This is a genomic window from Streptomyces sp. NPDC048506 (assembly GCF_040651315.1).
Lineage (GTDB): Bacteria > Actinomycetota > Actinomycetes > Streptomycetales > Streptomycetaceae > Streptomyces.
Window position 1 is genome coordinate 18,286 of sequence record NZ_JBEZIX010000071.1, and the last position, 24,820, is coordinate 43,105.

Consider the following 24,820-nt stretch of genomic DNA (forward strand, 5'->3'; position numbering starts at 1 on the left):
GCGGTAGTGGCAGACGGCTTTGACTTCAGTCCCGGGGCGCAGGTGCCGCTCTCGGGGAGCGCCGGGCAGACGGCGGCCACCCAGGCGCTCGCCTCGGCCGCCTACCGGGACAGTCCGCTGTCGGACATCTCCAAGGCGGACTCCGACTCCGGCAAGTCCGACATCAAGAAGCCCAAACTGTCCCTCTTCGAGCCCAACCTCGGCGAGGCGTTCTCGCGCGCCGTCCAGGTGCGGATGCTCGGCGGCGGCCGCAAGCCGCTCATCCAGTCCTTCGGCACGGAACCGCAGACCATCGTCGAGCACTGTCTGTCGGCCACCCGCATCCGCAAGCAGCGGGACGCCAAACTGAGCCTGCTGATGGTGCTGTTCGGGCTGGTGTTCCTGCCCGGCGTGCTGCTGTGGCTGGGCGTCTTCCAGCTGCGCAAGACGTTCTCCAAGGGCAGCGACGGCAAGAGCGTCTCGCTGCTCGGCGCGGTGCTGCTGACCGTGCTCGCCGGCGTCGCCCTGATCTTCATGGTCAAGCTGCCGCTGACCGGCTTCTGGCCGATGTACGCCCGCGCCATGGTCGCCGCCCCGGTGGTCGGCTGGTGGTTGGCCAAGCAGATCTGCGAGAAGACCGCGGTGGCCATGCGGGAGGCCTGGAAGGGGCTGCTGGAGGGCGGCGGGGTGGCCGCGAAGATCCCCGAGGCGGTGCCGCAGGACCCCAACCAGACCGCCGCCGAGACCCTCCGGCAGAACCTCGCCAAGGTCTCCGCCGAGCAGAACAGCAACGTCGTCTTCTACGCCGGCCCCAAGGGCATACTCGGCATGGGCACCCGCTGGGGCAGCTGGCAGCTCGCCGAGGAGCTCACGCCCGCGCAGGAGGGCACCGAGATCAACCCGTTCCGCAGCTGGGACGTGATCCGGGCGATCCACGACCGGCTGCGGCTGCTGGAGCGCAGCCCGGTGCACACCGGCGGCTTCCCCACGCCCTCCGTACGCCACTGGATCGTCTCGCCGGTCGGCGAGAAGGCCGGCGCCGTGAGCCGTCCCGAGGGCTCGCATGTGGAGGCGTACCAGATCCGCGGGCACGAGATAGAGCGGATCTGCAACGAGCAGCAGTTCGGCAGCGGCAACCGCCACTACCTGGGTGTGCAGTTCGTCCTGTGGGACGGCCAGTTGGTGATCACCCTGATGATCACCGTCACGGTGCTGCACGAGACGCTGCGCATCGAGGTGACCGGCCACGCCCTCGGACCGGTCCACGGCCTGTTCACCACCAAGCCGGAGCCCAAGACCAAGGACGTCGCCAAGGTCGTCAAGTTCTGGGAGACCAGGACCCAGACCCTGCCGCTGATCGAGGCGAAGGAGGTGGTCCGGCTCGCCGCCCGGGCCCCGCTGACGTGGTTCCCGCCGGTCCTGGACTTCCTCGGCGGCAAGCTCGCCCTGCCCGAACCGTTCGGCCTGCGCCACGTCTGGGCCGACAAGCCCTGGCGGCACCGCTTCATGGCCGACGACGCGCTGCGCACCGCCACCCCGGTACTGCGCGCGGTCCACGCCGCCGCGATGAACGTCCTGAAGGACAACGGCGTGAACACCGAGCGCTTCACCAACCGTTCGCTGGTCCTCAGCGGCATGATCCAGGGCGCGGAGCCGCAGAAGGCCGACGAGTACCACGCGTAGGCACGGAGGGGCAGCGGGCCGGGGCCTTCCCGGGGGGGGCGGCCACGGACCCGCAGGATATCGACAGGCGTCATGGGCCGTCGGCTGGTGGTCACTTGGAGGCGAGCTGATGCCAGATCGCCACCGCAGCCCCCGCCTGCAACATCAGAAAGGCAATGTGCCCGGAGAGTCCGTACAACTGGTAGACCGATGCCAGCAGGCTGAGGCGTTTCGTCAGGTAATGCCGTTCACGGCTGAACGTGTCGGTGTCCATCCACATACTCGTCACTGTCAGCACCATCAACATGAGGACGACGCGCAGGACCGCCAAGCCCAGATCGCTGCTACCGATGTTGCGGTTGATGGTGGCAACGACGCCGATGGGGACGAGCCAGACGATGAACAGGGTGAAAGCCCGTGCTGGGCCGCGCTCTCCAGGCAGTACACGCCACAACGCCCCCAGGACGAGTCCCGCACCGGCGAAGGCGATCTCCTGCGTGAGGAACGCCCCGATCGTGTCGGGAATGCCCGTCGGTGAGTCGACCGTGAAAGTCCAGTGATCGGCACCGTGTGCGTTGTCATACCAGGCGGTGACCATACTTGGCAGAATCCCGAAGATGGCGGCCCAGCGCGCAGCATTGACTGCGTTTTGCCACCAACCTGGGTGTGGCCCCCAGCTGAGAGCGACGTCGACCACGGTGACGGCGTCCGGTAGGCAGTCGTGGCGACATCCGCTGGGCCGCCAGTGGTGCAGCGATCGGAGTTGTTTCTCCAGATTTCGTCGCGTGGTTCCCTCCCCGCGCCCCTGATCGACGACGTGCAGCCGGTGGAGCAGATCGCGGCAGCGGCGGGCATCTTCCAGCAACTGCCTGTGCCTTGCCGGGTCGCTCAGTTCCGCTGCGACGCCATTCTTCCCTGCTTTACGGTCCACTCGGCTCAGCACCGACCACCGACGCCCTGCCTTCACCATGACGTAGAGAGCAACCATGTTCAGGGGTAGCCAGAAACCGTAAACTGCCGCCACGCTTCCCGCGAACGAGGCCACTCTCAGCGCCACGACGATGGCGAAGACGGCAGCCACCAGCAGCAGATCCGCCCCCTCCGGTCCGAGGGACACCTGCGGTGCGGTTCGGGAGTTGCTGTGGAGTAGCGCCACAAGTGCGACTCCTGCCAGCACCCATGTGTAGGCGTAAGCCCATTGGGGGCCGACGGATGCGAAGTCTGCGAGTTTCCCACTCAGGGCAGTTCCATGGTCGGTATGGAAAAGCGTGGATGCTTCCCCCAGCCAGTTCGCGCGTTTCCATCCGAACTCAAACGACAGAATACGGAAGGCCACCACCACGGCTGCGACCGCGGCGAGCGCGACTCCGGTTGCAGCGATACGCAGGAGGGGATGCTTAAGCCCGCTTCCACTGGAGGAATGAGAATACTCGGGCCTGGTTCCACTTGAGGGCTCTCCCAACCTTCCTTCTCGCGCAAAACGCCAACCCCAGGCGGCCATGGCAGTAAACAACAGCCACAGCATGGACAGGTCCAATAGGGCCAGCGCGGCAATCCCTGAAGCCGGAGGCGAGGATTTTGGAATGAGATCCGACGGGAGGTCGAAGAGCTGGGGATCCAGGATCACCAGCAGGCCGACCCCTGCTACTGCCGCTGCGGCAGTGACCACGGCCACCTTGCGCCCCTTCAGCCCTCTGGGGCTTCCGTCGGAGTCCTGATTCATTGGGAGCCACGGCCGCGCGAGGAGCACGAGGGTAAAACCCGATGAAATACCGATAACAGCGCGCCACGTATTCACGCTGGGAGAGGGGCGGAGCAACAGCAGCAAGGTCAAGCCAAGAGCTGCACTCAGACCGGCCCATTCCAACACCGCACTGGCCAGGTTTCTGGAAGTGTGATGCTGGGGGTTTCCTGCGGCTTTTCTGTTGCCCAGACCGAGGAAAGGCCATGCTGACGCGGCGATCACGCCCGAGGCACAGAACCACCAGGAGGCGATTCCGACAGAAACGATCAAGGAGACACGGCGACTCAGCGCCGGGATCTCCCGCGGCGGAACCATTTCAGCGCGAACATCCGGCTTGTGCCCGATCCATACTCGATGGTCTCTCCTGGCGCTCGACGCTCCGGGGGCGTCGCTGATTTCCAGGCCGCCCGAGTCGACCTCGATCGTCCGCCATGAGGCTTTGGCCAGATCGTTGGACGGATGGAGGGTGGCCACCCAATCCTTGGCTACCGCAACCTTGATCAACCATGGCCCCACTTCGAATTTCCCGGCGGAGCCGATCAGATTCCACGACTCATACGGCAGCGTGACCAGGCCATTTCGTTGCGTCGCCTGGTGATTGGTGGATTGCCACTCCGGATGCCACCCGGTGATGCTTTTCGGCGATTTTCCACTGCCGAGCAGCAGGCAGTGCAGAGCATGTTGGTATTTGGGAGTCTTCGGGCTGAGCGTCAGATCGTTGACAAACTCTCCATTTTGCTTAGGAACCTCGACGCTGGTTTTCTGTCGCACTTTGACGAACTTAGGCTGCCTACTGAAGAAGATCCGAGAATCGACTTTCACCTTCCCGGGCTGCTGGATTGTCGGGCAACTGGTCACATCAGCCGCGTGCGCCTCTAATGGCGACACTCCCCACCACCCCAGCACCGCGAAGGCGAGCGCGAACCACCTCCACGCCGGGGAACTCATCTCCGCGGCGGGCATCCGCTGTAGGGGTCGCACGCCAGGATGACTTCATAAGGATCACCGGCGAGGTCGGCGCGGCGCGAATGGTGGACGCCGGGGAGGAATCGCCACTGGGTGGGCTTGCTGTGCCCGGCCCGGCCCGCGTCCTCCACGTGGGTGTGGAGGGTGCGCGCCTCCACGTCAGCCTCCTCGACGAGGACCTCGTCCGCAGCCAGGGGAAAGTGATCGTGCAGCAGACACAGCCCGAAGCGCTCCAGGTTGCCGTGCTTCTCCAGGACCGCGACCAGATCTTGGACGAATGCCGCGTCCTGCGGCCCAAGGGGTTCCGCCTCCTCGAACCGCGGGAGAGACGATCTTGAGTTCACCTTCCGAGCATTCACCGCTACCACCTTCGACGATTACTAACAGTAGTCTTAAAATCACCTTAAGTGTCGGTGAATTGCCCTGCAACAGGGAGACACCAGGAAGAGGAGACAGGCATGGCAGGCACGGCCCGCACCTGACGGCGGCATTTCCCAGATCGCGGTCTGGACACCAGCGCCTAGCGGAAGATGCCCGTGTGCCCCAGCGAGTACCGGCCCGGCTGCGGGTAGACCGCCAGGCCGTGCGGGCCCGAGCCGACCGGGATCTTGGCGAGGGTCTTGCCGGTACGGGTGTCCAGTGCGTAGACCTCGGAGTTGTAGCGGCCGGAGAGCCACAGGACCTTGCCGTCGGTGGACAGGCCGCCCATGTCGGGGCTGCCGCCGCCCCGGATGTGCCACTTTTCGACGAGCTTGCCGGTCGCGAAGTCGAGGAGGGAGATGGAGCCCTCGCCGCGGTTGGAGATGTACATGTACTTCGAGTCGCGGCTGACGTAGAGGCCGTGGGCGCCCTTGCCGGTCGGCATGAGCGTGGGCCGGTCGAACCGATCGCCGTTCATGACCCAGACGCCGTCGGCCATCATGTCGGCGATGTACCAGGTCCTGCCGTCCGGGGAGATCTTCACGTCCTGCGGCATCGCCCCGTCGAACGGCAGCTTCTCCTGGCCGATGACCTTCATCTTCTCGGTGTCGACCTTCAACAGCTCACCGGAGAACTCGCAGGAGACGATGAAGTACCTGCCGTCCGGCGAGAAGTCCGCGTGGTTCACACCGGCGCAGCTGACCGGGAGGGTCTTGCGTACCTCCATGCTGTGCGGGTCGCGGAAGACCAGCTGACGGTCCATCGAGGCCATCACGACCGCGTACTTCCCGTTGGGCGTGAAGTAGAGGTTGTACGGGTCGTGGACCTTCACCGGCTTGCCGGCCTTGCCGGTTGCCGGGTCGATCGGGGTGAGGTCGTGGCCGCGGTTGTTGTTGACCCAGAGCGTCTTCATGTCCCAGGACGGCACCACGTGCTGCGGCTGGATGCCCACCGGGATGGTCTCGATGACCTTGTACGTCTTGGGGTCGATGACGCTGACCGTGTCGGAGTTGGTGTTGGGCACATAGATCCGCGAGGGATAGCCCTTGACCTGCGGCGACAGCTTCCCCGGCCGGTCCGCCGCGTACAGGTCGTGCGCATCGAGCACCGGCGGCATGCCGGGCAGGCCCGGCTTCGCGGCCTGGACCGGCGCGCGCTCGACCGGCCGCGGGCTCTGCGCGGCCGGTTTGCCGGCGCCGCCCCCGCAGCCCGCCGCCGCCAGCGCACAGGCCGCGGCGAGCAGCGCGGCCACCCGGTGGCGAAGGCCCCGTCCCATGGCGCGTGTTGGGGAATCGGTACGGTTCCGGTCAGCCATCACGTCACTAGCTCCGTTGTCGTCACCGCGCGCAGACCGCGCCGGCGGAGGCCGTCGAGGATCGGGGGCAGCGCAGCCACCGTGCCGGCGTGCCCGAGGTGGAGGCTCACGACCGAGCCCGGTCCGACCGAGTCCAGGACCGTGCGCCGAACGGCCGGGGCGCCGGGGTCGTTCGCGTCGAGGGAGTCCAGGTCGTAGGAGAGCACGTGCGGATAGCCGGCCCGACGAGCCAGCCGGACCACCAGGTCCGTGGCCCGCCGGGTCTGTGACGGGCGGAACCAGCTGCCGATGGTTCCGGTGAGCCGGCGCAGCCGGTCCGCGCACCCGCTGATCTCGGCGTACGCTTCGGCCTCCGGCAGGGCGCAGATGTTGCGGTGGTGCAGGGTGTGGTTGCCCAGCTCGTGGCCGCCGTCGAGGATCCGACGGGCCATCGCGGGCTGCGCGTCGAGCCAGCTGCCGACGGCGAGGACGGTGACCCTGGCGCCGGCCCGCTCGGCCTCGCCCAGCAGGGCGGTGGCCAGCTTGGGATCGCCCGCGCCGTGGAAGGTCAGCGCGACCGCACGGCCGTCCCGTGGCCCGTGCTCGATCTGCACCGGCAGGCCGGGCACCCGGGTGGGCGGCCGGGCGGCGTGCGCCGGCGCGGGCGGATGGTGCGCCGCCCCGGACGGGCTCGGCCCGCCGGCGGCCCGGCCGGCGCCGGAGTCCACGTCCCGGTGCGGGTCGCACCCCGCCACCAGTGCTCCTGCCGCGGTGGCCGAGGCGGCCGCGCGCAGCACGGAGCGGCGATCCAGTGAAGTCACCACCCCATTAGAGAGGCAACTAATCCGAATTAGGGCGATATGCCCGATTCGTCGAGGTGCGTGTCGCCTCGGGCACCGCCCCGTACGACGTCCCGGAGACCTACGCCGGCCAGGCGTCGGCCAGCATCGCCCGGGTGTCGGCGAGGAGTTGGGGCAGCACCTTGGTGTGCCCGACCACCGGCATGAAGTTGGTGTCGCCGCCCCAGCGCGGGACGACGTGCTGGTGGAGGTGGGCCGCGATCCCGGCGCCGGCGACCCCGCCCTGGTTCATCCCGATGTTGAAGCCGTGCGCCCCGGACGCGGTGCGCAGCGCGGTCATCGCCCGCTTGGTGAAGGCCGCCAGCTCCGCGGTCTCGGCGTCGTCCAGCTCGGTGTAGTCCGCGACGTGCCGGAACGGGACGACCATGAGGTGGCCCCCGTTGTACGGGTAGAGGTTCAGCACCGCGTAGACCCGCTCACCGCGCGCGATCACCAGGCCGTCCTCGTCCGATTTCTCGGGGATCGTGCAGAACGGACAGCCGTCGTCGGCCCCCGGGCCGGTCGGCTTGTTCTCCCCCTGGATGTAGGCCATCCGGTGGGGCGTCCACAGGCGCTGGAAGGCGTCCTGCGTCCCGACTCCGATCTGCTGCTCCGGCTCGCTTGTCATACGGGCCAGCATATGGCGTCGCCCATTGGCAGCGTGTCGTTGGGGCGCGGACCACGGGCCGCTCGGCGATGCTGTGGCGGTGGACAGGCAACAGCGGCTGCTGACGTGGGAGCGGACCGCCGAGCCGTACCTCTTCGCCGCCTCGATGCTCTTCCTGGCCTCCTACGCGGTCCGGGTGCTCAACCCCGACCTCTCCCCCGGATGGAACACCTTCTGGGACCTCGTCACCCTCGTGACCTGGAGCGCCTTCGCCCTCGAATACCTGGCCCGGCTGCTGCTCAGCGACGACCGCCGGCACTTCGTCCGCACCCGCTGGCTGGATCTGGTGGTGACCGTGCTGCCCCTGCTCAGGCCGCTGCGGATCGTCGACGTGCACGACCGGATGCTGCGCCGCAGGGGCCGTCCGCGGCTCGCCCTGGAGGCCCGGGTGATGACCTACGCCGGGCTGACCTCGCTGCTCCTGGGCTTCGCCGCCAGCCTGGCCGTCTACCACGACGAGCGCAGCGCCCCGGACGCCAACATCCGCACCTTCGGCGACTCGGTCTGGTGGGCCGCGTCGACCCTGACGACCACCGGATACGGCGACGCCACACCGGTCACCGTGCGCGGCCGGTGGATCGCGGTGGGGCTGATGTTCGTCGGCGTCGCGCTGGTCGGCGCGGTGGTGGGCTCGTTCTCGTCGTGGCTGATGCGGGCCTTCCGCCAGGACGGCGAGGCCTGAGCCACGCGGCGGGGCCTGAGCCGGACGGCAGGCATGAAGAGGCCCCGGGGAGCAGGTCGCTCCCCGGGGCCGCACGCTCAGGCAGCGGGCACCGTGGTCACAGCTGGACCCGGCGCTCCACCACGTCGAGGATCTCGGCGATCGCCTCGTCACGCGGGATGCCGTTCTTCTGCGAACCGTCGCGGTAGCGGAAGGAGACCGCACCGGCCGCCATGTCCTCATCGCCGGCGAGGACCATGAACGGCACCTTCGCCTTCTGGGCGTTCCGGATCTTCTTCTGCATCCGGTCCGACGAGGAGTCCACCTCGATCCGCAGCCCCTTGGCCTTCGCCTGCGCGGCGAACTCCTGGAGGTACGGGACGTGCGCGTCGCCGATCGGGATGCAGGTGGCCTGGACCGGGGCCAGCCACGCCGGGAACGCGCCCGCGTAGTGCTCCAGCAGCACCGCGAAGAACCGCTCGATGGAGCCGAACAGCGCGCGGTGGATCATGACCGGCCGCTGCTTCGTGCCGTCCGCCGCGGTGTACTCCAGCTCGAACCGCTTGGGCTGCTGGAAGTCCACCTGGATGGTCGACATCTGCCAGGTACGGCCGATGGCGTCCTTGGCCTGCACGGAGATCTTGGGGCCGTAGTACGCGGCGCCGCCCGGGTCCATGACCAGCTCCAGACCCTGCTTCTCGGCGGCCTGGCGCAGCGTCTCGGTGGCCTCCTCCCACTCCGCGTCCTCGCCGATGAACTTGTCGGAGCCGTCGCGGGTGGACAGCTCCAGATAGAAGTCCGACAGGCCGTAGTCGCGCAGCAGGTCGAGCACGAACGTCAGGAGCGAGTCCAGCTCGTCGTGCATCTGCTCCTTGGTGCAGTAGATGTGCGAGTCGTCCTGGGTGAAGCCGCGGGCGCGGGTGAGGCCGTGCACCACGCCGGACTTCTCGTAGCGGTAGACCGTGCCGAACTCGAAGAGCCGCAGCGGCAGTTCACGGTACGAGCGGCCGCGCGCCTGGAAGATCAGGTTGTGCATCGGGCAGTTCATCGCCTTGAGGCGGTAGTCCTGGCCCTCGAACTGCACCGGCGGGAACATCGCGTCCGCGTAGCTCGGCAGGTGCCCGGAGACCTCGAAGAGCTTCTGCTTCGAGATGTGCGGGGTGTTGACGAACTCGTAGCCCGCCTCCTCGTGCCGCCGACGGGCGTAGTCCTCCATCACCTTGCGGACGACGCCGCCCTTGGGGTGGAAGACCGCGAGGCCCGAGCCGAGGATCTCCGGGATGGAGAACAGGTCGAGCTCGGCACCGAGCTTGCGGTGGTCGCGCTTCTCCGCCTCGGCGAGGAACTCCAGGTGCGCCTTGAGCTCGTCCTTGGTCGGCCAGGCGGTGCCGTAGATCCGCTGCAACTGCTTGTTCTTCTCGCTGCCGCGCCAGTACGCGGCGGCCGAGCGCATCAGCTTGAACGCCGGGATGGTGCGGGTGCTGGGCAGGTGCGGACCGCGGCAGAGGTCCTTCCAGCACAGCTCGCCGGACTTGGCGTCGACGTTGTCGTAGATGGTCAGCTCACCGGCGCCGACCTCGGCGGAGGCGCCCTCGGCGGCGTCCGCGGCGGAGCCCTTGAGCCCGATCAGTTCGAGCTTGTACGGCTCGTCCGCCAGCTCCTCGCGGGCGGCGTCATCGCTGACCGGACGGCGCACGAACCTCTGCCCGCGCTTCTGGATCTCCTGCATCTTCTTCTCGATGCGCTTGAGATCGTCCGGGTGGAAGGGGGTCTCCACGTCGAAGTCGTAGTAGAAGCCGTCCTTGATCGGCGGGCCGATGCCGAGCTTGGCCTCCGGGAACAGCTCCTGCACGGCCTGCGCCATCACATGCGCGGTGGAGTGCCGCAGGATGTTCAGGCCGTCCTCGGAGGTGATCTCGACGGGCTCGACCACGTCGCCCTCGGCGACCTCGTACGCCAGGTCCTTCAGCTCCCCGGCCACCCGCGCGGCGACGACGCTGCGGTCGCCCTGGAAGAGGTCGGCGGCCGTAGTGCCCGTGGTCACCACGCGTTCTTCCCGCTCGGAATCGCGTTGGACGGTCACACGGACGTCTGACACCGGTCTCTCCTGACTCATGTCTCTCTCACGTCAGCGATTGCTGCGCAGCCGAATCGTACCGAGCCACCGGACCCGACCGCGAAACGGATTCCGCGGGCTCCGGGTCAGTCCGCGTCCAGGTCCGGCTCCAGCGGCCCGCCGCACGCCTCCTCGAAGAAGTCGAGATTCTCCTGGAGCGACTTCAGCAGCCGGTCCCGCTCCGCCTCGTCGACCTGTACCGGGGCGACGTCGCGGCCGCCGGTGATCCGCCGGAAGCCGCCCCGGCTCTCCAGCCGTCCGCTGACCCGGATCGGCAGTCCGACGAGGTGGGCGTGCCCGGCGATCCGGTAGTCCTCCTCCCCCAGCGCCACCCTGACCTGCACCACGTCGGCCCCGGCGAGCACCCGCAGCCGCACCGTGCCGGGCCCGCCGGGCCGCTCCCGGCGCAGCCGTACGACCGCGCCGGTCACCCGCACCGGCAGCGAGGGCTCGTCGCGCACATAGCGCTGAGCCGCCTGTTGGAGGGCGGGCAGGTCGCCGGGCGAGAACTCGACCGGTTCGGGGCGGGCCGGGCAGCCGGTGGGGGCGCCGGCCGCCGGTGACCACTCGATCGTGATCCGCGCCCCCTCGGCGTCCCGCACCAGCGCGATCAGCGCCTGGGTCAGCTCGTGGCAGACGCCGAGCTCGACGGCCGCGTCGAAGGCCTCCATCCCGCCGGTGGCCCGCTGGTAGTCGGTGGCGTCCCGGACCGCGTGCAGGGCCTGCTGGAGCCCGGCGACCGCCCCGCGCCCGCCGCGCACCGGGACGAACGCGGCCAGCCGGCGCCCGGCCGCCGCCGGGCCGACCAGCACCTCGCCCATGAATCCCTCGGCCTGCCGCTTGTACCGGGCGCCGTAGTAGCCGGCCCGCCCGTACGTGCCCAGCGCCCCGGCGACCAGCATCGAGCGGGCGGCGCCGCGCAGCTGCTCCTGCGCCATCCAGTGCGCGGCCCCCGAGCCGCCGTCGGGGACCTCGCGCTCCCAGCGGACCTCGTCACTGGGCACCGCGAGCCCCATCAGCACCTCGCGGGCGGAGGGCGCCGCGCTCCGCGCCAGCGCCGCCAGCGCCTCGGTGAGCAGCTCGGCGCTGTCGGGGAAGCAGCGGTCGTGCGGCACCAACAGGCTGGTGCCGCCCGTCCCGCCGGGCGGCGTCCAGCGGGCGTAGGGGCCGGCGGCCCCGCCCCGGCGCCGCCAGCCGTGCCGGGCCAGCAGTGCGGTCAGCACCGCCGGGTCGAGTCGCGCGGGATCCAGCAGCCGCGCGTCTGGTTCGTCGGTCGGCCGGTACATCAGGGTCTCCCTCCCGCCCCGACCCGCGTCATGATCCCGCAGAGCGCTCGGTCGTCGAAGATCCGCGAGGTCGGGATCCGCACAGTGGTCCTGCGCCGGCCGGTCACCGGATGGCCGGCCAGATTGATCCAGTAGCAGCAGTGCCGCAGTTCGAGACGGTCGTGGGAGGCCCGCAGCCAGTCCTCCTGGGTCCGGGGGACCAGCATCACGACCAGGATCTTGTGCACCGCAACGGGCGTGCGGGCCAGCTTCACCAGGTGCTCGTTGTCGAGGGTGAAGGCGAAGGTGGGCCCCGGTGGGCGCGGGGCGGTCTGGTAGGTGCACTTCAACTGCACCTTGATGGTGACCTCGTCGTCGACGGTGTGGCCGGGCGCGCCATGGCTGACGTGCCAGTCGATTCCGTTGTCCGGGAAGGGCTGCGCCAGCGAGCATCCGGAGGCGGCGGCGACCGCGTGCAGATAGGCCACCTGGAGCGTCTCCATACAGGCCGTGGTGGCGAGGCCGCCGCGCTGCGGGGTGATCGACTGGGGCAGCAGCCCGCCCGGTTCGGGCTGCGCGAGCGTCATCGCGGAGCTGCCTTCCGGGCTGTGCCGTTGCGGTGCGTCTGGGACGACGGGGAGGCGCCGGTTCGCGCGGCCCGTCCCTGTGGTTGTCTCCGCGTCAAGTGGTCCGCAAACAAGGACGGTTCGACCACCGGGCGGCTCGGGTATCACCAGCTCGGGCGACCTACGAGGTCACCCCCCGTACGGCCGGGAGGAGTTGGGATGATGCCGTGCTGGTTTGACGGTCCACTTGCCGCCTTCGACACCGAAACGACGGGCATCGACGTCGAGCGGGATCGCATCGTCTCCGCGGCCCTGGTCGTCCAGGAGACCCCGCGGTCGGCGCCCCGCACCACCCGCTGGCTGATCAACCCCGGCGTGGAGATCCCGGAAGCCGCCACGGCGGTGCACGGGCTGACGGCCGACCACCTCGCCCTGCACGGCCGCTGGCCGGCTCCGGTACTGGAGGAGGTCGCGCGGGCCCTGGCGGCCCAGTCGGTGGCCGGCCGGCCGCTGGTGGTGATGAACGCCCCGTTCGATCTGACCCTTCTGGAACGCGAGTTGAAGCGGCACCGCGCCAGCTCGCTCGGCACCTACCTGGGCGCGCATCCGCTCTGCGTACTGGACCCCCGGGTGCTCGACAAACACCTGGACCGCTACCGCAAGGGCCGCCGCACGCTCACCGATCTGTGTGCGCACTACGAGGTCGAGCTCACCGACGCGCACGAGGCGGCCGCCGATGCGCTCGCCGCGCTGTGCGTCGTCCGGGCCGTGGGGCGCCGCTTCGCCGAGCGGCTGAAAGGGCTGCAACCGGCGGAGCTGCACACCCGCCAGGCGGTCTGGCACGCGGCCCAGGCCCGCGGGCTTCAGGCGTGGTTCGACCGGACCGGCAGCCCGGAGGCGGTCGATCCGCATTGGCCGATGCGTCCGGAACTCCCGGCCGCCGCCTGATTACGCATCAGAATTCCGGGCGGCCGACAAAGGCACAGCACCGGACAGGAATTCTCCGCAAAACCGCACACGGTATCTCGGCAACGCGTCGGCTATCTCCACGGCAGCCATCAACGAATAAGGACCGGACCGCCTTTCGGCGGCCCGGTCCTTGATCCCGGTGGGCGATACTGGGTTCGAACCAGTGACCTCTTCGGTGTGAACGAAGCGCTCTCCCACTGAGCTAATCGCCCGGGATGTCGGTGAGGTTTCCCTCGCGAACGACCTGAACAATACAGGTCGCGCGGGCCATCCATCAAATTCCGCTCAGCCGCGGGCCAGCCAGGCGGCGAGCCCGCGCCGCCCGGCCCGCATCATCAGCGCGTGGTTGGCCACGAACAGCGGCCGGCCCACCAGCGCGAACCGCCGCAGCAGCGGTTTGCGGACCTCCACCTCCTGATCGAATACGGCGCGGGTCCCCCCGGCACCCGGCGCGATCGTCCAGCGCGCCCAGCCGGCCAGGTCTCCGTGCAGGGCTATCTCCAGGACGCCCGCCCCCGGGTCCCGTACCCGCGCGGTCGCCACGACCTCCAGGTCGTACGGCAGCAGCGAGCGGAACCGGGCGGTGCCGCTGCGCTCGTCGAGCGGGGTCACCTCGCGGACCTGTGGCCACCAGCGGGGGTACGCCTCGGCCCGTTCCAGAACGGCGTAGACGACGGCCGGCGAGGCGTGCAGCACCCAGACGCTGCGGAAGCGGTAGCGGTGCAGTCGGTGCGACCAGTCGGGCATGATCCCAGTGTGCGCCCCGACACCGCGTGAACGCCCAACAACTGCGACGGCCCGGAGACTTGGAGTCTCCGGGCCGTCGTCCGGGGTGGGCGATACTGGGTTCGAACCAGTGACCTCTTCGGTGTGAACGAAGCGCTCTCCCACTGAGCTAATCGCCCGGGCGCACCGCCAACATTACCCCACGTCGGCGGGCACTTGTGACCACGTTCCGGTCACTCGGAGACGTTCCACGGCATCGCGAGGCCGAACTTCCACACGTAGACCGCAAGCACGGCCGCGATGACGATCACGCCGATGGTGGTGAGAATGATGTTGCGGCGCCGCACCTTGGGGTCGAGGGCCTTCTGGGCCGCTTCGGTGACCTTGCGCTTGGTCCAGCGCAGCACCAACTGGGCCCAGACGAATTCGGTCGCCCAGATCGCCATTCCGGCGAAGATCACCAGCCAGCCGGGGCCCGGCAGCGGCAGCATGATCACGCCGGCCACGACCACCGCGAGGCCGACCACGAAGACCCCGACCTGCCAGCTGAGGTGCAGCGGCCGGGAGCGCTTGATGAAGCGCGGCGCCCGGGAACCGAGCGGCTGCTCGCGCGGCACGGCGTCCCCCTCGACGACGCCCGTCCCCCCGTTACTCTGCGTATTCATGGCATCAAACTTACCGGACGGGACGGGTCCGCGAAATTACCGACGGGGACGATCTCGCAATCCGCCGTAAGAGGTACGTGAAGCCACCCAAAACCGTCAGAGGGGTTTACAACGGCACCGTAGGTGGCATGTCGATTTCGCCGACGTGCGAATCCCCGAGCGCACACTGAGCGAAAGGCCCTGGCGCTTATGAACACCACGGTCAGCTGCGAGCTGCACCTGCGCCTCGTTGTGTCGAGCGAGTCCTCACTGCCTGTACCCGCGGGCCTGCGGTATGACACGGCCGACCCCTACGCCGTGCACGCCACCTTCCACACCGGAGCCGAGGAGACCGTGGAGTGGGTTTTCGCCCGCGACCTCCTCGCCGAGGGTCTGCACCGGCCCACCGGCACCGGAGACGTCCGCGTATGGCCGTCCCGGAGCCACGGACAGGGCGTGGTCTGCATCGCCCTGAGCTCCCCGGAAGGCGAAGCCCTGCTCGAGGCGCCCGCACGGGCCCTTGAGTCGTTCCTCAAAAGGACCGATGCCGCCGTACCGCCCGGTACGGAACACCGGCATTTCGATCTCGACACGGAGCTGTCCCACATCCTCGCGGAGAGCTGAGACGCAGAACGGTTACCGAAAGCACCCATCCGCTCACACTTGCGCCCGTCCGACTCGGGGAGACGGCGCAGGACCGACAAGTTCATACGGCACACTTCGGCGCCGTTGCCGCGGACCCATCGCGGACGCGGCGTCGAGGCTTGTTCGAGGCGCTAGAGTCGGCGACCATTCGGCAACGACACCGGGGGCGGCAACCGTCCGCCCCCACCCGGCCAGGGAGCGGAACCGTGCTGATCACCCATGACACCCGGTACGCGCTGGACGTGGTCGTCGACCTGCTGAACACCGCCGTGGAGGGCGGGGCCGACGACGCCTCGGACGGCCTGACCGACGTCCCGGCCCTAGAGGAGTTCGTCCGGCGCCACAGCTTCAGCGACGTGGGCACGCTCGGTGCGGACGATCTGACGGCCGTCCGGTCCGTGCGCACACAGTTCGCCGAGGTCTTCGCGGCCGAGGACGACCGCACCGCGGCCGAGCGGCTCAATGCGCTGGTCGCCTCGGCCGGCACCACGCCGCAGCTGACCGATCACGACGGCTACGACTGGCACGTCCACTACTTCGCGCCGGGTGCCTCGGTCGCCGACCACCTGGCCGCCGACGGCGGGATGGCGCTGGCCTTCCTCGTCGTGGCCGGCGAGCGCGAGCGGCTGCGCCGCTGCGAGGCGCCGGACTGCCGGCACGCCTTCGTCGACCTCTCCCGCAACCGCTCCCGGCGCTACTGCGACAGCCGTACCTGCGGGAACCGGCTGCACGTCGCCGCCTACCGGGCACGGCGGCGGGAGGCCGCCGGCTGACGGCGGGACACCGGGTGGCACCGCTCACCGGCCTCACAGGATGAAGAGATCGTGTACGGCACCGAGGAGCAGCAGAACGCCGATGACTGCGAGGAAGAGCATCAGCGGCGGCTGGGACAGCGCGAACAGGCAACCGCGCGGTTCGGGGGACGGGGCGTCGTCTTGGGCGAGGGCGCACTCATCGTTCATCTCGCGCGCATCATGACGCAGATGATCGTCTGAGTACGCCCAAATAGCCCCTCAGCAGCGGGAGTTCATCAGATCCCGTGCTTTTTCAGGATCGCTTCGATGTCCGAGAAGTCATCCTTGGGAGCGCTGTCCGCGGCCTGCGGGGCCTTCCCCTTGGCGGTCGACCGGCCCGCGCCGAGCGACGGTACCGAGGCGGCCGGCGCCACCGCGTCGGGCGCGGCGGCGGCGCCCGCGGCCTTGCGCTCCTTACGGCCGCCGATCCCCCCGCGACGGCGCTCCACACCCCTGCTGATCATGAACAGCAGGGCGGAGAGCGCCAGCAGACCGAAACCGGCCCAGACCGTGGGCTTGAAGACGATGTTGGTCACCCAGTCGATCACGCCGGTCATCACCAGGCCGATCGGGATGAGGGAGAAGGCGGCGATACGGGTCGCGGCCAGGAACCGCTTCCGGTACGCCGTCAGCGCGGCGATGCCCAGGCCCGCTGCCGACACCGCGGCGCAGACGGTCGAGGTCAGCATTGGGTCCTCCTGCCGGTCGATGGGCGAGCAGGCGGCGCTCTGCTCCCTTCCATCCTGCCCTCTCCTGGCCCGTGCGGGCCATGTTCCGGGGCGTCTTCAGGGAGATCTCCGGGTCGTCTCGGGGTCGCGGTCATCCCCAGGTCCCGGTTCGGGTGCCTGGCCGGGGGTACCTCGCGGCGTGCGCTGCCGGAAGGCTGGAAGACTGGCCCCATGAACGACGCCACCACCGCCGCCCGTCCCGTCCGCCCCGTTCTGGACGTGTGGTGCGAACTACAGTGCCCGGACTGCCACGCCGCCCTGGAGGACCTGCGGGCGCTGCGGGAGCGCTACGGCGACCGGCTGGAGATCCGCCTGCGCCACTTCCCCCTCGCAAAGCACAAGCACGCCTACGCGGCCGCGCAGGCCGCCGAGGAGGCCTTCGAACAGGGCACGGGCTGGCCGTACGTCGAGGCGGTGCTGGCCCGCACCGAGGAGCTCGGCCGGCGCGGCGAGAAGCTGCTGCTGGAGGTCGCCGAGGAGCTGGAGCTGGACGCCGAGGAGCTGGACACCGCGCTGATCGACGGGCGGCACCTGCTGACCGTCGACGCGGACGAAGCCGAGGGCAAGGCGATCGGGGTGACCGGCACCCCGACGTATGTGATCGGTGGCGAGCGCCTGGACGGCGGCACCGGCCAGGCGGGGCTGCGCGCCCGGATCGAGGAGATCACCGACCGGCTGCTGGCCGAGCAGGGCTGAGCCCGCGCCTCGGGCCGGGTCCGAGGGATCACCGCCCGGCCGGGCGGTGCCGCCCGGCCCGGTCACAGGATCGGCTTCCACAGCAGGTACGCGGTGGGCCGGTAGCCCAGCGCGTCGTACAGGCCGCGCGCCGGCGCATTGTCCGCGTGGACGTTCAGGGCGAGACCGGTGCGGCCGGCGGCGAGGCAGAGGCGCTCGGCGACCAGCATCAGGGTGCGGCCGTGCCCGTGCCCGCGGTGGGCCGGCGCCACCTGCACATCGACGACGTAGCCGCCCGGCTGCCCGGGCCGGCGCAGGGCCACCCAGAGACTGCCGACGTCCTCGCCGTCGTGCACCAGGACGCGCAGCGCCTGGTCGGGCGTCCGCGGACCGTCCGGCAGCAGCTCGCGGTGCGCGGCCTGCGAGCTCTCCTCGGCGCGGGCCCGCGACATCCCCTGCCCCCTCCGCGTCCGCGCGTACGCGGCGACCGCGGCATCCCGCCAGGCCGGGTACTCGGCCGCGCCGAGCGGCCGGTCCGTGCTGCCCTCGGGCAGGCGGGGCACGTCGGTGAGCGGTTTGGCCAGCAGGCGGCCGCGCTCGGTGTAGCCCAGCGCCGCCGCGAGCCGTACCGCGGCCGTGGCCTCGGCCGGGACGGTCACCTCGATCTGCCGGCACCCCCAGCCCCGCAACACCTCCTCGGCGGCGAGCGCGGCGACCGTGGCGCGGCCGCGCCCACGGTCCGGCGGGTCGATGCTCAGGTCCGCGATCCGGCCGGCCACCGGGCCGAACAGGGCGTCCGTCGCCAGCCGGACGCCGCCGACCCGGCGGCTGTTGACACAGACGTCGTACGGGCGGGCCCGGGTGCCGTCGTCGTGGCGTTCTTCCGGTCCCGCGGGGCGCAGCGTAGTGGTCACGAGGACTTTCTACTCGCCCGCGCACGGGCCCGTCATCACCGCGGATCGAAGTCCGCGGCGGACTGCTCGTCGAAGATCCGCATGGCTTCCGCGGTCACCGGGCCCGGCCCGTCGGCCAGTTGGCGGCGGTCGATCCGGGTCACGGCCTGGACGTCGCGCAGGGTGGAGGTCAGGAAGATCTCCTCGGCCCGCTCCAGGGCGTCCAGCGGCAGATCGGTCTCCTTGGCGCCGGCCCAGGTGATCGTCAGCGCGCGGGTGATGCCCGCCAGGCAGCCGGAGTGCAGCGGCGGGGTGTGCAGTTCGCCGTCGAGGACGACGAAGACGTTGGAGCCGGTGCCCTCGCAGAGCGCACCGACGGTGTTGGCGAACAGCGCCTCGGAGGCGCCCAGTTCGCGCGCCCGGGCCAGGGCGACCACGTTCTCGCCGTAGGAGGTGGTCTTCAGGCCGGCGAGCGCACCGCGCTCGTTACGGGTCCAGGGGACGGTGACGGCGGCGGTGGCATCGGGGCGGCGCCGGGTCTCGGAGAGCGCGATGACCAGCGTGGGGCCGGCCTCACCGCGGTCCGAGCCGAGCGGCGAGACACCGCCGGTGTAGGTGATCCGCAGCCGGCCGAGCGCCATCGGATTGGCGTCGAGGACGGCCTCGCAGCCCCGCCGCACCTCGTCCAGGTCGGGGTCCGGCAGGCCGAGTCCGCGGGCGGAGGTGGTCAGCCGCTCCAGGTGACGGGTGAGGGCGAAGGCGCGTCCGTGGTCGGCCTTGATGGTCTCGAAGACCCCGTCGCCGACCGTCAGCCCGTGGTCGAAGACCGAGACCCGCGCGCCCTCGGCGTCCCGCAGTGCCCCGTCGAGCCAGATCCTCATCGCTCTCCTCCGCTCGCCTCGTGCAGTCCCGACGCTACCGCGAGCAGTCGGCTCGCCTTCAACTCGGTCTCCGCCCACTCCCGCTCCGGATCGGAGTCCCAGATGATCCCGGCGCCGGCGCCGAAGCGGAGCACCGGGCCCTCGGGCGGGGTGCGGTCGATCCAGAACGTACGGATGCCGACCGCGAGCTCACCGGTGTGCCGGTCGGCGTCGACCCAGCCGATGCCCCCGCAGTACGGGCCCCGGGGCGCGGTCTCCAGCTCGTCGATGATCCGCAGGGCGCTGGACTTGGGGGCGCCGGTGACCGAACCGGGCGGGAAGGTGGCGTCGAGCAGGTCCGCCCAGGCGGTCTTCTCGTTGGCCGGGTCCAGCTCCCCGCTCACCGTGGAGACGAGGTGGACCAGCCCGGGGTGCTCCTCGACGGCGCACAGTGCCGGGACGGTGACCGTGCCCGTGGCGCAGACCCGACCGAGGTCGTTGCGGACCAGGTCCACGATCATCACGTTCTCCGCCCGGTCCTTCTCCGACAGGTCGGCCGCGGTCCGGCCGGTCCCCTTGATCGGGCCGGAGGAGACGGTGTGGCCGTCGCGCCGCAGGAAGAGTTCGGGCGAGGCGCTGGCGATCTCGACGCCGTGGTCGGGCAGCCGGATCGTGCCCGCGTGCGGCGCCGGGTTGCCGCGGGCCAGCACCGCGGAGAGCGCGTCCACGTCGGCGCGGGCGGGGTCGGGCAGCGGCGCGGTCAGCACCCGACAGAGGTTGACCTGGTAGACGTCTCCGGCCGCGATGTGTTCACGGACGCGCCGTACGCCGCCGGTATAGGCCGTGCGGTCCAGGGAGCTGGTCCAGGCACCCCGGGCGGGGCCCCGCCAGCCGTCGGGCGCGGGCGCATCCGCCGCGGTGGCGGGCCGTACGTCGGCGAAGCGGGCGCAGACCACCGCGCCCTCGAAGTCGGCGGCCACCGCCCACCAGCCCGTGGAGTCCAGGGCCGCGGGATCGCTGGTCACATCACGCAGGTCGGTGGCTATCAGGCCGCCGAAGCGGGCCATGGGAGCGAAGTCGTGCACGTCAGCGAGTCTATGGCGGCGGCCCGGGACCCGCCTGTGCCGAGCGAGCAGCGCAGCACGCTGCACAAACGCGTTTTTGTACTGGCCCCGGAATCCGCTAGAGTTCAACACGTCGCCGGGACGCGGAAGCGCCCCGGAGGCCAGGTAGCTCCCGGACGTAGTCTGGGAGAGACACCTGCGGACGTAGCTCAGTTGGTAGAGCACCACCTTGCCAAGGTGGATGTCGCGAGTTCGAGTCTCGTCGTCCGCTCGATGTGGGGGATCTTCCCGAACCCCCTACACTCCTGGTGGAGTGGCCGAGAGGCGAGGCAACGGCCTGCAAAGCCGTCTACACGGGTTCAAATCCCGTCTCCACCTCCAAGGACGATTAGCTCAGCGGGAGAGCGCTTCCCTGACACGGAAGAGGTCACTGGTTCAATCCCAGTATCGTCCACTGGTCCGGTTCGTCCGGATCCCCGCGCGATTAGCTCAGCGGGAGAGCGCTTCCCTGACACGGAAGAGGTCACTGGTTCAATCCCAGTATCGCGCACGCAGCTGCGGGTCCTTGTGATCCGCGGTCCCGAGGACGATTAGCTCAGCGGGAGAGCGCTTCCCTGACACGGAAGAGGTCACTGGTTCAATCCCAGTATCGTCCACACCCAAGCCCGAGGGCCGGAGCATCTCGCTCCGGCCCTCGGGCTTTGTGCGGTTCCTCCGGGAGTCCGCGGGGAGTCGTCCGGGAGGACGGTGCGGGTCCTCCCGGACGGCGTTCAGGAGGAGAAGAGCATGTGGCCGAAGCTGCGGTGGTGGTGACCGTGATGCCCGTGGTGACCGTGGTGGCCCTGATGCGGGGCGCCCCAGGCCGGGGCGGCGGGGTAGGCCTGCGGGGCGGGCGGCGGCGGAGCCTGCTGGACCCACTGCGCCTCAAGGCGGGTCAGCGCCTCCAGCTCCCCGTAGTCCAGGAAGATCCCCCGACAGCCGGAACACTGCTCGATCTGGACGCCGTTGCGGTTGTACGTGTGCATCGGCGCATGGCACTTGGGGCACTGCATCGTCGCTCAACTCCTGTCACGTTCACTGCTGCTCACTGCGGCGCCGCCGGAACGGGCTCCCGGCGGCGAGGTGTTCACCCTACGGTGCGGCCGGCGGTCGCCAACTGCGGCGGTAGGGACGTCATCCGGGCGCAGGCCTCGACGACCGCGGACTCGACCTCGTCGAGGGGGCGGGACGCGGCGGCGGCCTTGGCGACGGCGAGCGCGGCGGTCTGCACGGTCAGGGCGCGGGCCGGGACCTCCAAGGCGGGCCAGGGATCGTCGTCGGGGCCCGCGGCGGGGCCGCCGGCGGAGCGGTAGGCGGTCAGGAAGCGGGTCCAGACGTCCGGGGCGAGCAGGCCGCTGGCGAACCAGGCGGCGGGACGGGCCAGGTCCCAGGCACCGTCGCCGCACCCCAGGTCGTCGATGTCTATCAGCAGCCACGGGCCGTCGGGCGCCGGGTGGCGGACCAGCTGGCCGAGGTGGAGATCGCCGTGGCAGAGGGTGTCGGTGCGCGGCGACGGGGCCTCGTCGCGGGCCCAGGGCGGCAGCAGGGACCAGGCCCGTTCGACGGCCGCGGCGGCGGCCGGGAGGGAGCCCGGTGCGCCGGGACCGGAGGCCGGGACCGGGGCGCCGCGCAGTCGGGCCAGGGCACGGGCGGCCTTGGCCGGGCCGCGCATCGGCGGCACGGGACCGGGGAGTTGGCGCGGGTCGAGGGAGTGCAACCGGGCCAACAGGCGGGCGGTGTCCTCCCAGGGCGCGGCGTCCGGGTCGTCCGGGGGCACCGGGCTGCCGTACGGCCAGCGGCTGACCGCGCGGCCGTCCTCGCTGCGGGTGAGGAAGCCGTCGGGTGCGGTGATCGGGAGCGGGGGCAGCAGGGTGCCGTGCAGGAGCGGGTGGGCGGCGATGCGCAGCCGGGCGGCCAGGTCCTGCGGGTCGGCGTCGCGGGCGTGGGTCTTGGTGACCGTACGGCCGCTGCGGACGACCGTGCCGTCGGGGCGGTCGGCGAGCACCTGCCGGGACGGGGCGTCCGAAGAGGCGGCGACCGTGGACCGGAGTGCCGGGGCGGCGGGATGGCCGGGCGGCGGTGTGGTCATCGTTCCCCTCTCCGGGTGTCGGCGGCCGGTGCCCGGACGTGGTGGACGGACGGGACCGGGCGGTCCGTCCCGGGATCGTACGCGCGCAAGGGGCCGGTCGGGGCGGGCGGTCCGGGAAAGCTCGAAGGCCGGGCATCTCCCCAGATGCCCGGCCGTTCGTGCCGTCCGCCGCACCCCCGTCCCCACGGGGTTGGGCCGGAAGTCCCCGTCCCGGGCCGCTCTCCCGGGACTGGGGCGCCGCTCAGCGCCCCAGCATTCCGACCACGGACGACGCCTGTGTGATGACGGCTTCCCAGCCGCCGAAGACCACCGCGAGGACGGTGGCCAGCGGCAGCACCATGGCCACCGCGACAAGGGGATGGCGCGTCCCCGAGGACTGCTGGCCACCGAGCGCCGAGGCGAACCTGCGCCCCTGCGCCCGAAGGGCCGTCCGTCCTGAGGTCCGCTCCATCGTCCCGCTCCTGTCGTCTCGGAGCGGCGGGCGTCTGACCTCGGGGGACGAGTGCTGCGCCCGCCGCTTGAAGACAACAGTAGGCATCCGGCCGACGCCGGACGTCATGCCGTCGTACCCATTCGTCGGCCTCCAGGAGGATGAGGGAACCACGTCCCGCGTACTCCCCTGGGTGGAGAGGAGGCACCGGAGACCTGGGGATATCCCCCAGGGGGCGCCACCCGCCCGTCGGCCCGCGGCCCCTCGGGGTGACCTCGCTCACGTCGACCGCTCCCCCGCGGAACCCGGCCACGCCCCTTCCATGCGCCCCTCGTACCCCCACTGCGCCCGTCGGGGCCGCGCCCCCAGTGTCCCCGTTCCTCCCGTCGTGCACACCTTTCATGGCGTCAATCCCCTTTCTTCGGTGGATCATTGGGTTCCCGGACGGGAAGTCGAGCCGTACCGCGCCCCGTTCCCGCCGGCTCTTCGAGGATCGCAGCCGCCACTGACAATCCGGTTGCCGACGCATGCGCGGCCTCTCAGCACAGCGAGCCGTCAATCCGTAAGCTGTGCCACGTCAGACGGTTGGCAGCGGAGGGGCCTCCCACCGCAGGTAGGGGACGGACATGGCGATGATGCGGCTCCGACGCGAGGACCCGCGTGTCGTCGGGACGTTCCGGCTGCACCGCCGGCTCGGCGCCGGCGGGATGGGCGTGGTCTACCTCGGCTCGGACAAGCGCGGTCAGCGGGTGGCGCTGAAGGTGATCCGGCCGGACCTGGCCGAGGACCAGGAGTTCCGCTCCCGGTTCGCGCGCGAGGTGTCGGCTGCCCGCCGCATCCGCGGCGGGTGTACGGCCCGGCTGGTGGCGGCCGATCTCGATGCGGACCGCCCGTGGTTCGCCACACAGTACGTACCCGGGCCCTCGCTGCACGACAAGGTCAACGAGGACGGACCGCTGTCCCCGGCGCAGGTCGCCTCCGTCGGCGCCGCGCTGTCCGAGGGGCTGCTCGCCGTCCACGACGCGGGCGTGGTGCACCGCGACCTGAAGCCGTCCAACATCCTGCTGTCGCCCAAGGGCCCGCGGATCATCGACTTCGGCATCGCCTGGGCGACCGGCGCCAGCACGCTGACGCACGTCGGTACGGCCGTCGGCTCGCCGGGCTTCCTGGCGCCGGAACAGGTACGCGGCGCCGCGGTGACACCGGCGACCGACATCTTCGCGCTGGGCGCCACCCTGGCGTACGCCTGCACCGCGGACTCCCCCTTCGGGCAGGGCAGTTCGGAGGTCATGCTCTACCGGGTGGTCCACGAGGAGGCACAGCTCGCCGGGGTGCCGGACGCCCTCGCTCCGCTGCTCGCCACGTGTCTGTCCAAGGACCCGGCGGACCGCCCCAGCACCCTGTCGCTGTCGCTCCGGCTCAAGGAGATCGCGGCCCGCGAGGCGCACGGCCTCTCGGGCGGGCCACTGGAGAACGGGGCCGGGGCCGGGGCCGGTTGGGGACGCGTGGAGCGCCGCCCCGCGGAGCGGCCGACCGGCCAGCGGGCGGACGAGTACGTGCGGCAGCGCACCGAGCGCGGGACGGCGGGCCACTCCGCACCACGTCCGCACCCGTCCCGGCCCACGGCCCCGCGGGACTCCGGGTCCCGGCCGGCCGGGCCGGCGTCGGGCACGGGGAAGAGCCCGAACCCGGGGACCGGTGGACGCGGTCCGCGCCGGGCGCCGTCGTCGCGGCCCACGGGGCGAAACGGTTCGCGTGGCCCGGTGCGGACGTCGTCGAACGGGCGGCGGCCCGGTCCCGACCGGCGGCTGCTGCGCCAGCGGGTCATCGTCTTCGTGGTGGTGACGCTGCTGGTGGCGCTCGGGATCGCGGCGGCACAGGGCTGCCAGGGTCCGACCCGTGGGCTGGGGGTGGAGCGCCCGGTTCCGGTCGCGCCGTCCGGGGGCGGGGAGAGGCCTTACGGGGTGGGGGAACAGATCCCCTAGGGGCGATACCGGTGATTTAGGGCTTCTTCCGGTGGGTCGGGGTGGTTCTGGTCGGCTTGGTGATCGTGATGCTCGGTGTCTGGGGGCAGGGTGGGTTGCG

The 24,820-nt window shown here is 70.7% G+C and carries 25 protein-coding genes and 7 tRNA genes; 13 read left to right on the plus strand and 19 right to left on the minus strand.

The genetic code is table 11. The annotated features are described in order from the left end of the window. The first annotated feature begins 6 nt into the window (after positions 1-6). Positions 7-1,662 (plus strand): hypothetical protein, encoded by a 1,656-nt coding sequence (locus AB0C96_RS38355; protein ID WP_362924334.1) that lies wholly within the window; start codon positions 7-9, stop codon positions 1,660-1,662. A gap of 91 nt (positions 1,663-1,753) precedes the next feature. On the opposite strand, the gene AB0C96_RS38360 is transcribed toward AB0C96_RS38355, so the two are convergent. From AB0C96_RS38360 to AB0C96_RS38380, 5 genes are all read right to left on the minus strand, one after another. Further along, positions 1,754-4,348 (minus strand): DUF6185 family protein, encoded by a 2,595-nt coding sequence (locus tag AB0C96_RS38360; protein ID WP_362924336.1) that lies wholly within the window; start codon positions 4,346-4,348, stop codon positions 1,754-1,756. Continuing rightward, complete coding sequence (locus tag AB0C96_RS38365; protein WP_362924338.1) at positions 4,330-4,695, minus strand: hypothetical protein; 366 nt, start codon at positions 4,693-4,695, stop codon at positions 4,330-4,332. Before AB0C96_RS38365 ends, AB0C96_RS38360 begins: the two co-directional genes overlap by 19 nt. 176 nt (positions 4,696-4,871) lie before the next feature. Continuing rightward, entirely contained in the window at positions 4,872-6,086 is a 1,215-nt protein-coding gene (locus AB0C96_RS38370; RefSeq protein WP_362924339.1) for a hypothetical protein, read from the minus strand. Further along, positions 6,086-6,862: a polysaccharide deacetylase family protein gene (locus AB0C96_RS38375; protein WP_362924370.1), complete on the minus strand. Its 777-nt coding sequence runs from the start codon at positions 6,860-6,862 to the stop codon at positions 6,086-6,088. Before AB0C96_RS38375 ends, AB0C96_RS38370 begins: the two co-directional genes overlap by 1 nt. A gap of 124 nt (positions 6,863-6,986) precedes the next feature. Further along, complete coding sequence (locus AB0C96_RS38380; RefSeq protein WP_362924341.1) at positions 6,987-7,544, minus strand: HIT domain-containing protein; 558 nt, start codon at positions 7,542-7,544, stop codon at positions 6,987-6,989. Between the two features lie 61 nt (positions 7,545-7,605). Between AB0C96_RS38380 and AB0C96_RS38385 the strand changes: the two genes are divergently transcribed. Beyond that, on the plus strand, positions 7,606-8,253 hold the full coding sequence (locus tag AB0C96_RS38385; protein WP_362924372.1) for an ion channel: 648 nt from the start codon (positions 7,606-7,608) through the stop codon (positions 8,251-8,253). A gap of 97 nt (positions 8,254-8,350) precedes the next feature. Here the strand turns inward: AB0C96_RS38385 and thrS are convergent, their stop codons facing one another. The 3 genes from thrS to AB0C96_RS38400 form a co-directional block, all read right to left on the minus strand. Beyond that, positions 8,351-10,330: a threonine--tRNA ligase gene (gene thrS / locus AB0C96_RS38390; RefSeq protein WP_362924342.1), complete on the minus strand. Its 1,980-nt coding sequence runs from the start codon at positions 10,328-10,330 to the stop codon at positions 8,351-8,353. Between the two features lie 104 nt (positions 10,331-10,434). Beyond that, a complete protein-coding gene (locus AB0C96_RS38395) occupies positions 10,435-11,634 on the minus strand; it encodes a hypothetical protein (RefSeq protein ID WP_362924344.1) in 1,200 nt (399 codons plus the stop codon). After that, entirely contained in the window at positions 11,634-12,200 is a 567-nt protein-coding gene (locus AB0C96_RS38400; RefSeq protein WP_362924346.1) for a DUF4365 domain-containing protein, read from the minus strand. Before AB0C96_RS38400 ends, AB0C96_RS38395 begins: the two co-directional genes overlap by 1 nt. 201 nt (positions 12,201-12,401) lie before the next feature. Here AB0C96_RS38400 and AB0C96_RS38405 point away from each other — a divergent pair, with 201 nt between their 5' ends. Further along, a complete protein-coding gene (locus tag AB0C96_RS38405) occupies positions 12,402-13,127 on the plus strand; it encodes an exonuclease domain-containing protein (RefSeq protein WP_362924348.1) in 726 nt (241 codons plus the stop codon). 161 nt (positions 13,128-13,288) lie between these two features. On the opposite strand, the gene AB0C96_RS38410 is transcribed toward AB0C96_RS38405, so the two are convergent. The 4 genes from AB0C96_RS38410 to AB0C96_RS38425 all read right to left on the minus strand — a co-directional run bounded on the left by AB0C96_RS38410 (position 13,289) and on the right by AB0C96_RS38425 (position 14,539). Then, positions 13,289-13,360 (minus strand) — tRNA-Val (locus AB0C96_RS38410). A gap of 73 nt (positions 13,361-13,433) precedes the next feature. After that, the gene (locus AB0C96_RS38415; protein WP_362924349.1) at positions 13,434-13,895 is read right to left on the minus strand and encodes an SRPBCC family protein; all 462 of its coding nucleotides are present in this window, start codon (positions 13,893-13,895) and stop codon (positions 13,434-13,436) included. 86 nt (positions 13,896-13,981) lie between these two features. Further along, positions 13,982-14,053: transfer RNA gene (locus AB0C96_RS38420), tRNA-Val, on the minus strand. 54 nt (positions 14,054-14,107) lie between these two features. Beyond that, entirely contained in the window at positions 14,108-14,539 is a 432-nt protein-coding gene (locus AB0C96_RS38425; RefSeq protein WP_362924351.1) for a TIGR02611 family protein, read from the minus strand. A 189-nt stretch (positions 14,540-14,728) separates the two neighbouring features. On the opposite strand from AB0C96_RS38425, the gene AB0C96_RS38430 reads away from it, so the two are divergent. From AB0C96_RS38430 to AB0C96_RS38440, 3 genes are all read left to right on the plus strand, one after another. Further along, a complete protein-coding gene (locus AB0C96_RS38430; protein ID WP_003959770.1) occupies positions 14,729-15,142 on the plus strand; it encodes an SsgA family sporulation/cell division regulator in 414 nt (137 codons plus the stop codon). A gap of 227 nt (positions 15,143-15,369) precedes the next feature. Beyond that, a complete protein-coding gene (locus AB0C96_RS38435) occupies positions 15,370-15,936 on the plus strand; it encodes a CGNR zinc finger domain-containing protein (RefSeq protein ID WP_362924353.1) in 567 nt (188 codons plus the stop codon). 51 nt (positions 15,937-15,987) lie between these two features. Continuing rightward, positions 15,988-16,158 carry a hypothetical protein gene (locus AB0C96_RS38440; RefSeq protein WP_362924374.1) on the plus strand — a complete coding sequence of 57 codons (171 nt, stop codon included), beginning with the start codon at positions 15,988-15,990 and terminating at the stop codon, positions 16,156-16,158. A gap of 35 nt (positions 16,159-16,193) precedes the next feature. Here AB0C96_RS38440 and AB0C96_RS38445 read toward each other — a convergent pair whose 3' ends face one another. Continuing rightward, entirely contained in the window at positions 16,194-16,646 is a 453-nt protein-coding gene (locus AB0C96_RS38445; protein WP_362924355.1) for a hypothetical protein, read from the minus strand. A 210-nt stretch (positions 16,647-16,856) separates the two neighbouring features. Between AB0C96_RS38445 and AB0C96_RS38450 the strand changes: the two genes are divergently transcribed. Beyond that, positions 16,857-17,381: a DsbA family protein gene (locus tag AB0C96_RS38450; protein WP_362924356.1), complete on the plus strand. Its 525-nt coding sequence runs from the start codon at positions 16,857-16,859 to the stop codon at positions 17,379-17,381. A 62-nt stretch (positions 17,382-17,443) separates the two neighbouring features. Here the strand turns inward: AB0C96_RS38450 and AB0C96_RS38455 are convergent, their stop codons facing one another. The 3 genes from AB0C96_RS38455 to AB0C96_RS38465 are packed head-to-tail and all read right to left on the minus strand — an operon-like array spanning position 17,444 to position 20,198. After that, positions 17,444-18,274: a GNAT family N-acetyltransferase gene (locus AB0C96_RS38455; RefSeq protein ID WP_362924358.1), complete on the minus strand. Its 831-nt coding sequence runs from the start codon at positions 18,272-18,274 to the stop codon at positions 17,444-17,446. Between the two features lie 35 nt (positions 18,275-18,309). Beyond that, entirely contained in the window at positions 18,310-19,134 is an 825-nt protein-coding gene (locus AB0C96_RS38460; protein ID WP_362924360.1) for an aminodeoxychorismate lyase, read from the minus strand. Further along, positions 19,131-20,198, minus strand: a complete 1,068-nt coding sequence (locus AB0C96_RS38465) for a chorismate-binding protein (protein ID WP_362924362.1) — start codon at positions 20,196-20,198, stop codon at positions 19,131-19,133. Before AB0C96_RS38465 ends, AB0C96_RS38460 begins: the two co-directional genes overlap by 4 nt. A 177-nt stretch (positions 20,199-20,375) precedes the next feature. On the opposite strand from AB0C96_RS38465, the gene AB0C96_RS38470 reads away from it, so the two are divergent. The 5 genes from AB0C96_RS38470 to AB0C96_RS38490 all read left to right on the plus strand — a co-directional run bounded on the left by AB0C96_RS38470 (position 20,376) and on the right by AB0C96_RS38490 (position 20,833). After that, positions 20,376-20,448 (plus strand) — tRNA-Gly (locus AB0C96_RS38470). Between the two features lie 36 nt (positions 20,449-20,484). Then, positions 20,485-20,558: transfer RNA gene (locus AB0C96_RS38475), tRNA-Cys, on the plus strand. A gap of 1 nt (position 20,559) precedes the next feature. Further along, positions 20,560-20,631: transfer RNA gene (locus AB0C96_RS38480), tRNA-Val, on the plus strand. 24 nt (positions 20,632-20,655) lie between these two features. After that, positions 20,656-20,727 (plus strand) — tRNA-Val (locus AB0C96_RS38485). A 34-nt stretch (positions 20,728-20,761) separates the two neighbouring features. Further along, a tRNA-Val gene (locus AB0C96_RS38490) sits at positions 20,762-20,833 on the plus strand. Positions 20,834-20,947: 114 nt separating this feature from the next. Here the strand turns inward: AB0C96_RS38490 and AB0C96_RS38495 are convergent. The 3 genes from AB0C96_RS38495 to AB0C96_RS38505 form a co-directional block, all read right to left on the minus strand. Beyond that, positions 20,948-21,229: a zf-TFIIB domain-containing protein gene (locus AB0C96_RS38495; RefSeq protein WP_362924364.1), complete on the minus strand. Its 282-nt coding sequence runs from the start codon at positions 21,227-21,229 to the stop codon at positions 20,948-20,950. Positions 21,230-21,303: 74 nt separating this feature from the next. After that, complete coding sequence (locus AB0C96_RS38500; protein ID WP_362924366.1) at positions 21,304-22,305, minus strand: phosphotransferase; 1,002 nt, start codon at positions 22,303-22,305, stop codon at positions 21,304-21,306. Between the two features lie 241 nt (positions 22,306-22,546). Next, complete coding sequence (locus AB0C96_RS38505; protein ID WP_362924367.1) at positions 22,547-22,756, minus strand: hypothetical protein; 210 nt, start codon at positions 22,754-22,756, stop codon at positions 22,547-22,549. Between the two features lie 605 nt (positions 22,757-23,361). Here AB0C96_RS38505 and AB0C96_RS38510 point away from each other — a divergent pair. Then, entirely contained in the window at positions 23,362-24,720 is a 1,359-nt protein-coding gene (locus tag AB0C96_RS38510; protein WP_362924369.1) for a serine/threonine-protein kinase, read from the plus strand. The last annotated feature ends 100 nt before the right edge of the window (positions 24,721-24,820 follow it).